Source organism: Priestia sp. FSL H7-0729 (assembly GCF_038005685.1).
Taxonomy (GTDB): Bacteria; Bacillota; Bacilli; order Paenibacillales; family Paenibacillaceae; genus Paenibacillus.
Genome location: NZ_JBBOTQ010000001.1, coordinates 1,187,932 through 1,204,203 on the forward strand (window position 1 = coordinate 1,187,932; position 16,272 = coordinate 1,204,203).

The window sequence follows — 16,272 nt, forward strand, 5'->3', positions numbered from 1 at the left end:
ACATACGTTTAATCCTTACGTTTATTTATACCGTCTCCGGCATGGATATGCCGACAACTTGCACTTTAATTTCATTGACCATAACGCCGGCTAATTGCTCTACAGCCTGTTGAACATTATGTTGAAGTTCACGGCAGACCTCGTGCATCTTGTTACCATATTGAATGTTGATGCGCAAATGGATGGTGGCCTGATCGTCTTTGACGTGCACATCAATCCCTTTTTGCAGACTCTTGCCGCTAATGCTCTTGGCAATGCCTTCAGTCAGACCAACGGACATGGAGGATACGCCAGCCGTTGATTGAGCAGCCATGCCCACGATTTTGGACAACACATCGTTCGAGATGTGAATGGTACCCATTTGAACAGATTGAGGTGCGATATATTCGGGTTCGTTGTATGGTTTTTCGATAATTTCAGACATATGTTCCACTCCTTCGAATAATTTAGATTTTATGCATTCTGCCATTTGTCCTTGAAGAACATGTTATAGATTCGAACCAAAAGAATTTTAACGATCATATAGACCGGGATAATAATCAGGATGGCAATAATTCCACCCAGGTCCCCAGCACCCAACACCAGGATAATCGTCGTGAGCGGGTGAATATCGAGCTTTTTGCCGAATACGTAAGGTGCCACAAGGTTGTCCTGAATCTGCTGAGCCACGAGAATAATAATCAGAGACCAGATGGCAACCGATGGTGATACGACGAGGCCCATGATCACAATAGGCACGGACGACACTATCGCTCCGATAAACGGAACAAAGTTCATGATGACCGCGATTACCGTGAGCAGTAATGCGTACGGCAGGCCAATGATCAGGAAACCGATATACATCAGTACACCCAGCGCCAGATTCACCAAGACTCTTCCTACAATAAAACCACTCAGCGCCTGATCGATCTCAAGCACGACTTCACGGCTGTCATTTTGGAAACGTTTTGGAGCGATATGTGCCAATTTACGACCAAATTTCTCGCCTTGTAACAGCATATAGAACAAAAGGATCGGTAGTGTAAACAAGATGATCGCAAAACTGGAAACGAGTGAGAAAAATCCACTTACGTAGTTGGTTACAAAGTTAAACCCTTTGTTGATATACTCCGTAATCTGAGAAAAAGGTGTCGATCCCTCAGGGAATAATGCTTGAATAGCACCATTCTGTTCCAGCTCTCTTAACTGTTCACTTAATGAATTAAGTAGATTCGGTGCGTTATCAACCAGATTGATCAGTTGCTCACGTAACGATGGCCATAATCCGATGATGAAGAACACACCCAGAATAGCAATAACCAGATAGATTAGCAAAATACTTAGTGTGCGATTGATTTTCTTTTTCTCCATATAGTTCACAAGCGGCCTCAGCAGATAATAAAAGAATACCGATAACATCATCGGCACGGTGATCACCGTAATCATGGTGACGAGCGGTTGAAAGATGAAGCTCACACGTGATAATAAATAGATATTAACCAATATCAGCGCCAGTGCAATGCTGAACCTGACAAATGAATTTGTTTTTAACAAGTCGTTTCCCTCCACGTAACCTTTTCTTTATGTTGAATCATTTAATGTTTTGCCTGGGCTTTAGTTCGGAATCTGAATGGTAAACACAGTGGTCTCCCGTCCACGCCCGGAAAGGATCAACCGCCCGCCCATTTTCTCCGTATTACGCCGTGCGATGGACAATCCAAGTCCCGTACCTCCAGTCGCTGTCCGCGCCTCATCTCCTCGTACAAACGGGTCAAAGATGGTTGACCACAGTTCTTGAGGTATGCCCACTCCGGTATCTGCCACTTCAATCACCACATGGGTATCCAGCGGAATGAGTTCAACGCGCAGTTCTGTTCCGATCGGATTGTAAGAGAGCGCATTGGTGATCAGATTCTGAATGACTCTGGATAGCAGCTCTGGATCATACCTTGCGTAGATCTCCTCATCAGGAACAAGCACATGAAGGACAAACTGTTTCTGCTCAATCTCCCCATACGTATCTGCCATAATCTCGCGCACGAATTCTCCAATTTCTCTTCTCTGAATATGCATGCGGAAATCGGGCGAATCCACCTTGAGCAGCTCCAGCATATTCTGTATCATGCGTGCAACTTGAACCGACTTGTTATAGATATATCCCAGATATCGTTGCTGCCTGTCCTTGTCCTCCCCACGTCCTTCCACCAATGCCTGCGCATATCCCTGTATAGATGTTATCGGTGTCTTCAGATCATGGGATAAGTCTACAATCAGTCGCTGTTTACTCTCTTCCGCATAACGTTTCTCCGCAGAGGTGTTCTCAATGACATCCGCCATGTAATTAAAGGTCTCACCGATCTGGACAAACTCTCTCTCGGCCGAGATCGACATCCGTGTACTATAATTTCCCTGAATCATCTGCGTAAGACCGGAGGAGAGAATACTGAGTGGCTTTTTGATTCTCCGTGCGACCCAATAGCTATATACAAAGATCAACAACAAAACCAAACCGATGCCAATCATAATGTAAAAGGATAACGGGTGCTTCAGATTGGTAATTAACTGATTATCATTAATCCTTACGCTGACCAGATCACGCGGGATCTTCAGCAACACATACGTTGCCGCCCCCTCTGCATTAAACGGAGTGATGGAGTAATAATACGGCTGGTCACTTCGGTTCTCCAGTCCTGCATACAGATCGGCTTCACTGTATCGAGTGAACGAATCTTGCTTATCTCCTACATGATGAATGACGTTACGATTCGCATCCAGAATCTCAATCCAGCCGCCACTATCCTTGAGACGTTGGATCTCTGTATCTTTCCCTCTCGACACCGAACCTCCACCGGAGTGCAATTCGTTCTCCAGCTCTGCCACATACACGTGGGCTTCAACATTCAGATCGGGATCAACGACCTGATCGGAAATGCGAAAATCCACGACATCCAGTGACACTATCAGGTACACGATCAATACCAGTAACAGCAAAAAGAAGTTGAACAGCAAGAAATCCAGTGTAAGGGATGTCTGCAACAGTCGCTTTTCTCTAGCTTTCCATGGGCGCTTCAATTTTGTATCCCAGTCCCCTTATCGTTTTGAGATATTCCGGCTGTCTGGAATCACGCTCGATCTTCTCCCGAATGTTGCTGATATGTACCATAATGGTGCTGTCCTCGTGCGCATAATAATCGCCCCAGACGGCTTCGTATATTTTTTTACGGGTGAACACTCGGCCAGGTTGATCCAGCAATAATTCCATAATTTTATACTCTGTAGAGGTCAATGTTACAGGTGTTCCTGAACGAAAAAGAATACATTGGGATCGATCCAGCGTCAGATCACCTAATACTAGATTTTGTTCTTTGGCTGCGGGGATCTCCGCTGCATCAAAGTGATTCACTCTTCTGAGCAATGCCTCTACTCTGGCGACAATCTCAAGCGGGTTGAATGGCTTCGCTATATAATCATCTGCCCCGAGTCCGAGTCCAAGGATTTTATCGTGATCCTGACTTTTGGCAGATAGGAACAGTACAGGCATGTGATGTGTAACTCTGATCTGTTTGATTAACTGTAATCCATCCAGTACAGGCATCATGATGTCCAGTATGACCAGATCAATCTGTGTTGAACGTATGGTTTGCAGCGCCTCGGCTCCATTCGCCGCAGTCTTAATGGTATAGTCCTTCTCCAGATAGAGCTGGAGCAGTTCCACAATCTCTGGTTCGTCATCTGCAATTAATACGGTGTATCTCATGTTATTCCTCTCTTTTCCTATACTCTATGTGCATCTATACATTATTACTATATACCACGTCTCTTAATTCAACCTAAACCATTTCTAAAGATAATCTAAATAAATAGAAAATAGAGCCCCGGCGCAGGCCAAGGCTTTAAGAATACACACATATAAAAGGACTGTTTTCATTCTTAATTCAAGCTGTTGATCCAAATTGTTCATTCTACTTTCAGACTATTCACATGAAGTCATCTCTTGTCGGGCTGAAGCCACGGTTCAACTTTGCCCCATAAACGTTCCTTGTCATATTGCACATATTGATTGGCCCGGTTACGTACAGGATCACCCGCATAGAAACGTTCGTATAGATCATGCCTTGCTCCGAGCGGACTTCCAGTCAGCTCCCATGCCAGTTGAAAGAGTCGAATCTTCTCCGGGGCTTGCAACGTTACTCCACCAAGATATTGGCCTATCATAGAGCCCATCGCTTCATTCATCTCCAACGTACCTGAGGGAATCTGAATCAGACCACCTGCAGCAATCGTCTTCAATATTTCCACTGCGCGGGGATAATAACGATTGCCCAGATTACGTGCCGTTTCAATATACTTGAATTCCGGCAGCCAGTTGCCATAGGTGTCCGGTTTGGACTGCGCTTCAGCAGCAATAATCAGTCCCTCAATGGTCTGCATCTGACTGATTAGCTCTCCGAGTTGTTCCTGCACATTCAGGAAAGAATCCACCCCGATCTCCCTGGCAATGGCTGAGGTCACGGATGTAATAAACTCCAGTTTCGAGTGTAAACGAATGACGCTCTGGTGATAGGCCAGACTGGCTGAAGCTGTATTACAGCGAATCTGCCATACGGCTTCAGGGTTATTGTGCAGTAATACACGTTCCCAGGGCACGAATACATCGTCAAAAAATAACACGGCATCCATCTCATCATATTGCGCACTGAGTGGATGTGATTGATCTGAATCTTTTGTGGCAAAAGATTCACGACACATCATGTGCAAGCCCGGACTGTCCGCGGCTACAATTACCATATGGGCCAGCTCTGGCCGGTGGCCCGGAATTCGTTGAACGGGATAAGCAATGATATCATCCGCATAAGGCGCTGCTGTAGCCACCATTTTGGCCCCGCGGATCACCACACCCTCCGTATTCCTTTGGACAATTCGCAGCATGGCATCCTCATCTTCCCCAACAGGCAAGGAACGATTAATCTGAGGGTCCCGCTGAACAATCGTCAGAAAAGCATCTTTGCGTTTGGCTTGTTCAAAATAATCGGATATTTTACCCGCAAAAGCCGGGTCATGTGCTGTCATCTCATGTCGTGTTGCGTACCAACCGGTCAGGCGGGATCGTGCATAATCAGACAATCGGCTCATCACCCCATACGTCCGATCGGCCCACAGCCGAAAAGCATCTGCCCTGCTGTTCACGTCCAGAACGGAACGAGGCACAAGAAAGGAGCGATGCACGTAACTTCCCGTCTGTTCGTCCCAGTAGGCCACGGTTTCCCGCGTCTTCGGGTCATCCACCAGATTGAATAATCCCTCTATCGTTTGGAGTGTTCCCTGAAAGGCCTGATGCCCAGTTACCTGGACACGCTCTCCGTCCAGCCATACATTGCGCTCATCATTCAATCGTTGAATGTATGCTTGTCCACGAGACATCGTGATACTCATGATATGTCCTCCCTCTCAGGCACCGGCCTGACATTTCTGTAACTCCATCCTTCTATCTGCTTGAGAAACTATGTAATGATACACTATGTATCTAATAAAATAGTACTGTGCCAAGGATGGAAAAGTCAACAGACACCGAGCCATGAGTTCGGTGTCTGTTGGGCCATTCATTTTTAGACTAACTTGGCATACATATGACGCAGATACCGCCAGCGTACGAGTGCAAAATACAGGATCTGCATGGAAGCAAACACCATGAAGATGCGCAGACTGTATCCGAAGACTGAGAAATCAACCAACTGCTGCAATGCTACGAAGGCAACCGAGCTGTGGATAACGGCAATCAGAATCGGCAGGAAGAACATAAGCAATAGCTGCCTTGTCACAATCTTACGGAGTTCGGGGCGGCTGAGTCCCATTTTGCCAATCATGCGATACTGCGCTTCATCCCGTTCGAGATCTGCATAGAGTCTGAAATAGGTGAAGCTTGCTGCAAAGGTGAAGAAAACAATGCCAATCAGTCCGCTCAGGATCAGGATAATTCCGTTCGTTTGTTTCGAATTGAGCCAATCCACCACAAGTGCACTCACCTGGAAGTAACCTCTATTAGAATGATTCTGTTGAATAGATTCGATTAATTCAGGAGCAAAGCTCCGTGTACTCATCCAATCTTTCACGATAAATTGGATCGTTCGCCTCGAATAGAAACCTTCAGGCATGCCAACTTCCTCGTTGTACGCAGGCCTCATCTGATTAAACAATTCATCAGTTACGATGTAGAGGTTAATTTCACCTTGATAAGGAATCACAATCTCGGTACCAGGTGTCGATAGCTGAACAGGTACGCGCTGACTATCCACCTCCAGATTGACCTCCGCTCCGGAGAATCCTTGTTCAGCCTGTTCACGGTACTTCTTGCGAACCGCCAAATTGCTTGGTGTCATAAATGACTCATCGACCTGTTTCAACGCACGTTCTTCATACCCAAGTGCCTTCGCCAAACGGTTATAATCACTTAATTTAATAATCTCTCCATTATTATTTTCAGATATAGGAGCATAACTGCCCTTCACGTAGGGAACTTGATGATCAATCAACGTTTCTTCAATCTGCCGAATATGTCGCTCGGAGTTGGGAGTATCCCACATATTCATATAACTGAATGCGTACGGATTCGACATGGATGACAGACCCGGGTCAGCAATCGCAAGCATGGTGCCAATTCCCGTAAATGAAGAAGCCGAAATGATACTTACCATGAAAAACATAATCGCGTTATCTTTCATTCGATACGTAAGTTCTGAAAGAAAGAGCAGATTGGTTTTACGGAAAAATAACCGTGAATTGCCTTTGAGTGCCCGAATAACGTACACACTGAGCTGTGTAAACAGTAAGTATGTACCTGCAATTACAACCACGACACTTGCCAGTAATAGCGGAAACGAGAAGCTTACCCATACAAAGGTGAATACTCCTGCATAACCACCGCCAATGAACAGTACGGACAGCAAGGCGAGCAAGCGCGATGCTTTGGGTTCCGGTTTTGGCTTTTCCTCCGATTTTACAAGATCAATAAGTGAACCTTTGCGTATGAGCAAGGATGACGACATCGCGATGACAACGAACAGCAGCAGAAATGCACCAACCGTCAGGGCAATGCCTTTCAGCGGAAAATAGAACCGAAGGCTGTTCTCGACAGCCAGCATGGAGCCACAGATCAGCAGAATCAATTTGCCGAAAATGAGCCCAAGTCCGATGCCAGTAATAATAGAAGCGACTCCAATACACATGTTCTCCATAAACAGAAGCCGGTTCATCTGTTTGCGTGTCATGCCAATGATCAGGAAAATACCAAATTCCTTCTTACGCGTCTTCAGGAATGAACCAACAGAATAGAGCAAGAACAGGAATGAAAAGATGAATATAATGATCTCTGCAATCATAAATCCTTGATTTGCAAGCAACGTAACCGTTCCATTGGAACCCTTTAACCCCGCTTTCAAATCAGGATGGAACAGGAGTAATGCGTAAGTAAAAAAGATCATGACGGAAAACGTACTGCTCAGAAAATGAGCCAGATAAATTCGTTTGTTGCGAACAACGTTATTAATGGCGAACTGGCGAAAATTCATGTCCGGACCCTCCCATTAGGGATAATACATTAATAATCTTCTGGTAAAAGGCTGCACGATTATCGCCGTAGTGAATTTCGTTGTATAGCTTGCCATCTTTGATAAAGACGACTCTACTGCAATAACTTGCAGCTACTGCATCATGGGTAACCAACAGCATCGTTGCCCGGTCTTCCTGATTGCGGGTTTCCAGGATCTCCATCACATCTCTTGCCGCCTTCGAATCCAGATTACCTGTTGGTTCATCAGCCAGAATCAGCTTGGGTGAATGAATCAGCGCTCTGGCAATAGCCGTACGTTGTGCCTGTCCACCTGAGATCTCATAGGTCCGCTTGTTCAAAATGCTTTCGATTCCGAGCTTGCCCGCAAGTCGTTCTACACGTGTGTTCATCTCTGTCAGTGAAACGCCGTCAAGCGTAAGGGGTAATACGATGTTTTCCTTGACCGTCAGTGTGTTCAACAGATTGAAGGACTGGAATACAAATCCCAGTTCTTTACGCCGGAACAGTGCAAGATCGTCTGGTTTGAGTTCGAATGGATTCTTTCCTGCAATTCGCAGTTCCCCTGATGTGGGATGATCGATTGTAGAGATCATGTTTAGCAAGGTGGTTTTACCGCTGCCGGATGGTCCCATAATACCGACAAACTCTCCTTCCTGAATACTGAGGTCAATACCTGATAATGCTTCATACGACACGATGCCTTTATAGATTTTACTGATCTGTTTGACAGAACAAATCTCCATAGTTACAACTCCTTAGTCATGTATAAAATTTAAATCAAGACACATTCATGCTGTGTGCATGCGGTTTATGCATGGCCTTTTCTTTGATCTTCTGACTACAGTCTATCGAAGTTTCGGCCATTCTCCTATGGTTTAACCTTTCACCAACATGACAATGTTGTAAGGTTGTATCATGGTAAGCAAAAAAAGACGTCTTTGCCCCGACTAGGCAACAGACGTCTTTACTCATACTTCAACTTATATTCAGACTTCTTTCGTTTCACGATACAATTCCACTCTTGTCTATAATCTGTCACCGACACTTTAAGAGTTGAATGTAATTCGGACAGTCGTTCCCTCGCCGTATACGGATTCCAGATCGATCCGATGATTCATTCGTGTTAACACTTCTTTGACAATATAAAGCCCCATACCTGTAGACTCTTTGAAATGCCGCCCGTTCTCCCCGGTGAAGAACGGTTGGAAGACTCGGTTCAGATCAGACTTCGGAATTCCGATACCTTGATCCTGCACTTCCAGCACGATGGAGCGTTCCGCTTCATAAGCGCGCATATGGATCTTTTGTCCGCTGCCCGCAGCGTACTTGATTGCGTTCGACAGTAACTGTACCAAGACAAAACGAATCCATTTGGCATCGGATTGCACAACCAGCGCAGAATCAATATGCATCTCTGGATAGACGTGATTGCGGATGAAGAATCGCTTCAGTTCATGGATTGCCTCTTCGCCAGCGTTCTTCAGTACCACTGGTTCAACACTGAAATCCTGCTCGAAGGTATCCAAGCGGGCCACATACAGCACAGTCTCCAATCCCCGTCTCATCTGATCTGCTTCCTCGCGAATGCTTATAAGCCTGGGATCGTCATCCTCCTGATCTTCCACGGTCAACTCAATCACGGATAACGGCGTTTTCATCTGGTGCACCCACTGATTCATGAACGTCAGATATTCTTGCTGCCGCTTTTCCAGCCGATGCAGATGAGCATGATACTGTCCATATTGTGAATCAAGCAGCTTCTCCAGTGCCTGTGATAATGGACTTGTTTCGTTCAAAGGTACAAATTCCTTCAGCGAATCCATGGATCTGGATATCCGGGCGTAAAACGAGCGATGTGAATAATAACGATAGACCAAATAGCCAACATACAAAAATAACCCCAACGCTACAGCATAAGTAGCCGTAGTCCAATCGTTGTAACCATCATACCAGAACACGGCTACAACGGTGAACAAGATGGCAACAACCCAGCAAGTTAACGCGAGATGTTCTCGTATAAAGAGTCTCATGATGGAGAAACGGCCTTCCAATTATTGTTCAACCGGTAACCCGAACCTCTGACGGTCTCTAATGCATCCGTAATACCAAGCTCGGCTAGCCGCTTACGCACCCTTGTTACATTAACACTAAGTGTGTTGTCATCCACAAAAGAGTCGTCCCACAGTTTTTCAAGGATGGTCTCTCTGCTCACCAGTTTGGGACTTCGGCGCAATAATGTTTCCAACAGAATGGTTTCCTTTTTCGTCAACTGCACTTTGCGATCACCGAGCTGTATCTCCAGTCGTTCCAAGTACACGACCAAGCCATTCAGCTCTACCTTACGTTCTTCGTCACGTGCAGCGTAATCCCCGTACACTCTGCGCAGCTGACTCCGGATTTTGGCGATGACAATCTCATGTTCAAACGGCTTCGTAATGAAATCGTCCGCTCCGTTCTCCAGTGCCATGACCTGATCCATCTTTCCGCTCCGGGCAGAGATAAACAGAATCGGGCAGGTAGACAGTGTACGAATCTGGCGGCACCAATAGAAACCATCGTAACTGGGCAAGTTGATATCCAGAAGTACAACATGCGGCTGTACCTGCTCAAACTGTTGTACTATCATCTCGAAATCCTCGGCCAAAACGGCCTTGTCTCCATAACGCTCAATATGTGACTTCAATAATCCCGCAATCTTGGGATCGTCTTCTACAATCATAATGGTATACATGGTTGGGTCTCACCTCTGCCAAAATCATAACACAGGATCTGTTATCGAGCATCGACTTGCTTACGCCAATCCGCAATATCTGCGTTCAACTGCTTCAGATCACCGGAGGCTTTCTGCTCATCTGATAACTTGTACTGCTGCTTCAAGGCCAGGATACGATATACACTTTCATCGATTCGGGATTCGGAGATCTCGCCTGACTTCACTGCACTTATTAATGTATCAAAAATTGTTTTGGCACTTTCATAACTATGAGCTACCAAAAGAATGTCACTACCTGCTTTAACAGTCGCTAATGCAGCTTCATTCAGCTTAAAGTTCTTCGCGATTGCCCCCATACTTAGGTCATCTGTAATGACCACACCGTCATACTTGAACTTCCCGCGCAAATGTTCGCCAATGATGACATCTGATAAGGAAGCCGGATGATCGGGATCCAGCTTCGGGAACAGAATATGTGCCACCATGACTGCTTCCACCTGCTCCTTCACTGCGGCCTGGAATGGAATCCATTCAAGCTTGGCCAGTTGTTTTTCCGTTTTATTCATGACGGGCAGATCGAGATGAGAGTCCACGGACGTATCGCCATGTCCCGGAAAATGCTTCACGACCGGAATTATGCCTTCACTCCGCAGACCTTTCATCTCCGCAATCCCCATACGCGATACCAGTTCTGCCGAACTGCCGAAAGAACGATCTCCGATCACCGGGTTCTTCGGGTTACTGTTCACATCCAGCACGGGAGCAAAGTCCACATTAAAACCTGCAAGCTGAACTTGTCTGGCCAGCAATCTCCCCATCGTTTCAGCAAGGGCACTATCTTTCGTTTGGCCTACCTTTTGGTTGGAAGGAATCGATTCCACCGTCTCCGGCATACGGCTCACTTTCCCGCCCTCCTGATCGACGCTCATGAAAATCGGTACCGGGTTGGACTGATTCGTCTCCTTAATGGATTGCACAAACTTGGCTGTCCCCTCAAGGGTTGTTACATTGTTTGCATAGAAAATAATGCCCCCAACCTTCTGATCCGTAATCATTTGTTTCGCTTGATCGTCCAGCATTGTCCCTTGAACACCAGCAAGTATCATCTGTCCAATCTTCTCTTCCAAAGTCAATTGGCGAAGTTGCTCCCGAACCGGATCTGCTTCCTCCTGTGGTTGCTCTTCTGCTTCTTCCTGCGGTGGAACGGCATTTCCCTCAGGCGATGAAGAAGATTGTCCTGTGCTGGATCCCGTGTTCGATTGGTTGTTCGAGTCCGTTGCGGAGGAAGGTTTCTGAGTTTGTCCGCATGCCGATAAAAGCAAAACGATACCTAGCAAAAGACAGATCATATGCATTGGTTTTTTCCAAATCTTATTCGAATTGAAACTATAGTTGTACAAGGATATTCATCCTCCTTATGTAATGTCGTTTTGGCAACGCTTGGGTTCAGGCCTAACCTTATCATAAGGTGAATGATTTTCAAAATAAGCGCTTCTGAAGATCGATCAGATTGATACTAAAGCACATAAACAGCAAAATAGGTGTTGCATTGGAACCTAAGATGTGGAACTTAATGGTGTTGTGACTACGCGCGTGAGGGATGTATGGATGTGATAAAGAGGTGCAGCGGTGCAGAAATTGTTTTTCTATTGTGAATTTTTCATGTGTTGAAATTATTATTATAGGTAGGTAAAAAAGCCGCCCAAAGGCGGCCTATTTGTTCGTTTGTTTTCATTTTTTGTTGTAATTCGTTACTGTTCGGCGCTGGTCGACATCGGTCCACCTGTTGCCAAACGTTCTAGGCCTTCAATTAATGGAGGGTTTGCAGCACTTCTGTTGTGAATGGGATGATTTCGGATATGCGACCTTCACGAACTTTGGCAGGCCATTCTGGATCACTAAGCAGAACACGACCTAAGGCGATCAGGTCAAATTCATTGTTCTCCAGCTTCTCGTTTAATAGATCCAGATGGGCATCCCCTGTTCCCTGATTCTCGGTTGCTCTGTCCACAAATTCGGCTTCAAGTCCTACTGACCCAACCGAAATGGCTGGTTTGCCAGTGATTTTCTGTGTCCACCCCGCGAGGTTCAGCTCAGAACCTTCGAATTCAGGCAACCAGAACCGCCGTGTAGAGCAATGGAATATATCCACGCCAGCAGCACTGAGTGGTGCCAGGAATTGCTCCAATTGCTCCGGCGTTTCCACCAGACGTGCATCATAATTCCCCATCTTCCATTGGGAGAAGCGGAGCACAATTGGAAAATCAGGACCAACTGCCGCACGACAAGCCTCAATCACTTCAACTGCAAATTGGGTTCGCCGTACCAAATCACCACCATAATTGTCGCTTCGTCGATTCGTCTGCTCCCAGAAGAATTGGTCAATCAGGTATCCATGGGCTCCGTGCAGTTCAATCCCGTCAAACCCGATTCGCTGTGCATCCGCTGCTGCTTGGGCAAATGCCTGTACAAGACCCTGAATCTCCTCTTCCGTCAACGGTTCACGTGATGGTTCACCTGCCATGCTAACGCCTGACGGACTTACAGGTTCTGCTTCTGCATTAGGCAAATCACCGGAACGACGTGCAGTACCCACATGCCATAATTGCGGCATGATTTTGCCACCCGCCTCATGTACAGCTTCCACAACGTTGGCCCATCCTTGCAACGAATCTTCACCATGAAACAAGGGTATACTCGCTCCACTAACCGAAGATGGATGATTAATGCCTGTACCTTCCGTAATGATGAGTCCCACTCCGCCTGCTGCTCTGCGACGGTAGTATTCAGCAACTTCCGGTCCAGGTACACCCTCTGGTGAGAATCCGCGTGTCATGGGGGCCATAACAATTCGATTAGACAATGTAAGCTTGTCCGTGGTGAAAGGTTTGAATAATGCTGAAGGTACGTTCATGGTACACTGCTCCTTTGCAATTGGAAGTATGCAACCCCGCATTCACGTGAAATGCGACATGCTTTTGTATATCGTAACAAGTGTAATCCAGCTGACTGGTTTAGGGTTATTTCTCTATCCATTTTATAGTCTCTTAATTTTATTTTCAAATTTTCAAAGTTAGGCTTTCAAGTTAATTTTATGGACAAAAAAAGAAAGCTACCTTGTGGCAGCCTCCCTCAGAACACACTGCCGCAGCAGTCTGCCCTGTAATCTACCACATCTTCAGGTATTTCCCGGTCACCAATAATGTGGATGTAGCATAGTATATAATCCATAATCTTCCTTACAATTTAATTAGCATTCACGGGGATATCTCCGCGATTCACTCGAAGCAATTTGCCTGACGAAGTTGATAATACATCCGGATCGGTACCAAGACCGAAGTAGAAGTCACCCTCGTTCTCTTCAAATGACTTGGCATACGTGTCTTGGTTAAAACGTAAAATTTCATCCCATGTTGTCAGATCCGTCGATTGGTAGACCCGATTGATATACAGATTGGCACTTTGGCGCGTGTACGTAAGCACATACACCTTGCCTTCACGCAGCAGCACATCGGTTGGAAGCGCCTTGGTATCTGGCAGATTCACTCGTCTGGCCTGATTAATGTCGGTCATGACATTCAGGGATTTGGGCAGCAGCTGTCCATCATTGAACACGCCTCCGGCTATATAGAGCAGTTTGTTATTAAAGTTAACATTTTTCCCTATTTTATTATAAGGAATCGTGCCCGTTTGATAGGTTAGTCCGGGCAGCATTTTGCTGCCGTAGACGACAACATCCCTTTTCTGAAGCTGTTCATTAATTTCCAGGATATTCGTTTTGTCATTCCATATTTTATTGGCTGGATACATCATGCCAGAAGCATACAATTTGCCGTTAAGATGAAACATCGTGTACGCCCGGAAGCCAAAGGTATTGATCGTCGCGTATTTCTGCCAAGTTTCACCTTCATTATGAGAGATTAATATGGTTGGTTTGGACTCCGTACCCAGCGCGGCAAACATCTTGCCCTGATAAGAAGCTAAATCATATACGTGTACACCGAGAGGCAGATTACGATATTTGGTCCACGTCTCTCCATCCAAACGATAGAAATTGCCCAGTTCCCACTTCTCACTATCCGAATCATTGCCAGGGATATATAACTTGTCGTTCAGCACTCTGTAGATATCAATCTGTTCCTCATCCACATACATCTTCGTCGATGGCAAAATGCCCGGATCACTATTGGTTACCGACTGGGTCTTGAATTTCGCATTCGTTGTATCATAATAAATGACTGGAATAGGACCTGAATTTGGCGCTACACCCAGATTGCTGCTGTTTCCGTGACCCAAATATATTTTGCCATTGTACAATTGCATGTCCCAGACGTTATTAGCATAGGGAGTTTTGCTAAAAGGTCTCCCCAGCAGTTCAATCTTCGATGTTACATCCGCTGAACTGATCGGTGCATTCGACACCTTGGCAAGCCCACGTTCAGCTGCAGGTGGTTGACTCGTAGACGTGCTGTTTCTGGGCTTGGAGTTACCCATTAACATCCAGCTCACTCCAGCGACGATAGTCAAAATGACGGCTGTCCATTTCGCAGGTCTCTGCATGTCCGCTTCCTCCTTCATAGTTTCACAATATTTACCTTCACACCAAGATGATACAAATTGTATCTTTTTATACTATGTAATTCGACCCGTACATGCAACAAATTCCGCCCGATCTATACAAAAAAAGTAGACAATCACATCTGATGATGTGTTGTCTACTTGCTTTTACTGCCTATGATTCTATTCTGCTTTCACCAGAATCTTAACCTGATTTTTTTCTTTTAGGAGTGCTTCAAACCCATGTTCCACTACTTCATCCAACGAAATGCGTTTGGTTACCAGCTTGTCTGCGGGGAAGAAACCTTTATCCATCAGACTAATCACTGCAGGGAACACATCGCGATAACCGATAATGCCGTTGACCGTCCGCTCTTTCATAACAATCGAGTTCGGGTGAATTGGCGCTTCCTGTTCGAAAATGCTGACGATCATTAATTCACCGCCAATACGTGTCGAATCGATCGCTTGTTGCAGTACACGTGGAACACCTGTTACTTCATAGGCTACGTTAACGCCACCCTGTGTAAGCTGATGGATCTCTTCCACTACATTGAACTGTGTTGGGTCAATCACAATCGCACCCAGTTCTGCCGCTTTGGCTTTCCGTTCGTCCGATAACTCCACAACATAAATATCAGAAGCTCCCGAAGCTTTAAGTGCTTCGATAACCAATAATCCAATCGGGCCCGCACCAAACACTGCTGCGGTATCGCCTACTTTCAACTTGCTTTGGCGCACAGCGTGAAGTGCCACAGCCGAAGGTTCAACCAATGCACCTTGTTCATACGAGATTGAATCCGGTATGGCATGAACCATGTATTCTTCAGCAGTTACATATTCGGAGAATCCGCCCCCGCCTCCAGCAAGTCCAAGGAAACCCATTTGATCGCACAGATTGTATTTGCCTTGTTTACAAGCTTCGCAGTGTCCACATGCATAGATCGGTTCTACGACTACACGATCTCCCGCCTTGAAACGTGTAACGCCTTCCCCTACTTCAACCACCTGTCCTGAGAATTCATGCCCCATTACAACAGGCGCTTGTTCCCCTGTTAGCGGATGTGGAGCTTGAGCAGGAATGAAAATTGGACCGGCTGTGTACTCGTGCAAATCACTGCCGCAGATGCCGCACCATTCCACTTTTATTTTGACCTTACCTTCTGTGGGGTGAGGTTCATTAATATTTTCGAGACGCAAATCTTTAACTCCATGCCAGCGTAATGCTTTCATTCATTTCATCTCCCAGATCATAAGTTATGATATAATCGGAAACGTTTCCGTAAATTAAATATGTCACATTTTAGATACGCTGTCAAACATATTTCTACACTAATATGTCTATTTGGTGATCATACTGAGTTCGCTTTGGAGTGCTTATGCTTTAATTTCAGTTGTTTTGCTATATAAATTGAACTAAAGAATATTTACACTGCATACTACGATGACAGAACCA

General features: G+C 45.7%; 13 protein-coding genes. All 13 read right to left on the minus strand.

The genetic code is table 11. The features are described 5' to 3' along the window. Positions 1-25: 25 nt before the first annotated feature. A complete protein-coding gene (locus tag MHH93_RS04950; protein ID WP_500053058.1) occupies positions 26-424 on the minus strand; it encodes an Asp23/Gls24 family envelope stress response protein in 399 nt (132 codons plus the stop codon). A gap of 29 nt (positions 425-453) precedes the next feature. Next, the gene (locus MHH93_RS04955; RefSeq protein ID WP_500053059.1) at positions 454-1,533 is read right to left on the minus strand and encodes an AI-2E family transporter; all 1,080 of its coding nucleotides are present in this window, start codon (positions 1,531-1,533) and stop codon (positions 454-456) included. A 60-nt stretch (positions 1,534-1,593) separates the two neighbouring features. After that, positions 1,594-3,051 (minus strand): sensor histidine kinase, encoded by a 1,458-nt coding sequence (locus MHH93_RS04960; RefSeq protein WP_500053060.1) that lies wholly within the window; start codon positions 3,049-3,051, stop codon positions 1,594-1,596. Further along, positions 3,029-3,736, minus strand: coding sequence for a response regulator transcription factor (locus MHH93_RS04965; protein ID WP_500053061.1), 708 nt, complete (start codon positions 3,734-3,736; stop codon positions 3,029-3,031). Before MHH93_RS04965 ends, MHH93_RS04960 begins: the two co-directional genes overlap by 23 nt. Before the next feature lie 230 nt (positions 3,737-3,966). Further along, complete coding sequence (locus tag MHH93_RS04970; RefSeq protein WP_500053062.1) at positions 3,967-5,412, minus strand: 4-hydroxyphenylacetate 3-hydroxylase family protein; 1,446 nt, start codon at positions 5,410-5,412, stop codon at positions 3,967-3,969. A 173-nt stretch (positions 5,413-5,585) separates the two neighbouring features. Then, positions 5,586-7,544: an FtsX-like permease family protein gene (locus MHH93_RS04975; protein WP_500053063.1), complete on the minus strand. Its 1,959-nt coding sequence runs from the start codon at positions 7,542-7,544 to the stop codon at positions 5,586-5,588. Beyond that, positions 7,519-8,289: an ABC transporter ATP-binding protein gene (locus MHH93_RS04980; protein ID WP_500053064.1), complete on the minus strand. Its 771-nt coding sequence runs from the start codon at positions 8,287-8,289 to the stop codon at positions 7,519-7,521. The genes MHH93_RS04975 and MHH93_RS04980 overlap by 26 nt, the downstream gene beginning before the upstream one ends. Before the next feature lie 303 nt (positions 8,290-8,592). Then, positions 8,593-9,576 (minus strand): sensor histidine kinase, encoded by a 984-nt coding sequence (locus MHH93_RS04985; RefSeq protein ID WP_500053065.1) that lies wholly within the window; start codon positions 9,574-9,576, stop codon positions 8,593-8,595. Next, complete coding sequence (locus MHH93_RS04990) at positions 9,573-10,277, minus strand: response regulator (protein ID WP_500053066.1); 705 nt, start codon at positions 10,275-10,277, stop codon at positions 9,573-9,575. The genes MHH93_RS04985 and MHH93_RS04990 overlap by 4 nt, the downstream gene beginning before the upstream one ends. Positions 10,278-10,318: 41 nt before the next feature. Then, a complete protein-coding gene (gene nagZ / locus MHH93_RS04995; protein ID WP_500053067.1) occupies positions 10,319-11,659 on the minus strand; it encodes a beta-N-acetylhexosaminidase in 1,341 nt (446 codons plus the stop codon). A 410-nt stretch (positions 11,660-12,069) separates the two neighbouring features. After that, a complete protein-coding gene (locus MHH93_RS05000) occupies positions 12,070-13,173 on the minus strand; it encodes an NADH:flavin oxidoreductase (RefSeq protein WP_500053068.1) in 1,104 nt (367 codons plus the stop codon). A gap of 332 nt (positions 13,174-13,505) precedes the next feature. Next, positions 13,506-14,819 carry a hypothetical protein gene (locus MHH93_RS05005; RefSeq protein ID WP_500053069.1) on the minus strand — a complete coding sequence of 438 codons (1,314 nt, stop codon included), beginning with the start codon at positions 14,817-14,819 and terminating at the stop codon, positions 13,506-13,508. A 180-nt stretch (positions 14,820-14,999) separates the two neighbouring features. Further along, complete coding sequence (locus MHH93_RS05010) at positions 15,000-16,049, minus strand: 2,3-butanediol dehydrogenase (protein ID WP_500053070.1); 1,050 nt, start codon at positions 16,047-16,049, stop codon at positions 15,000-15,002. Positions 16,050-16,272 lie beyond the last annotated feature (223 nt).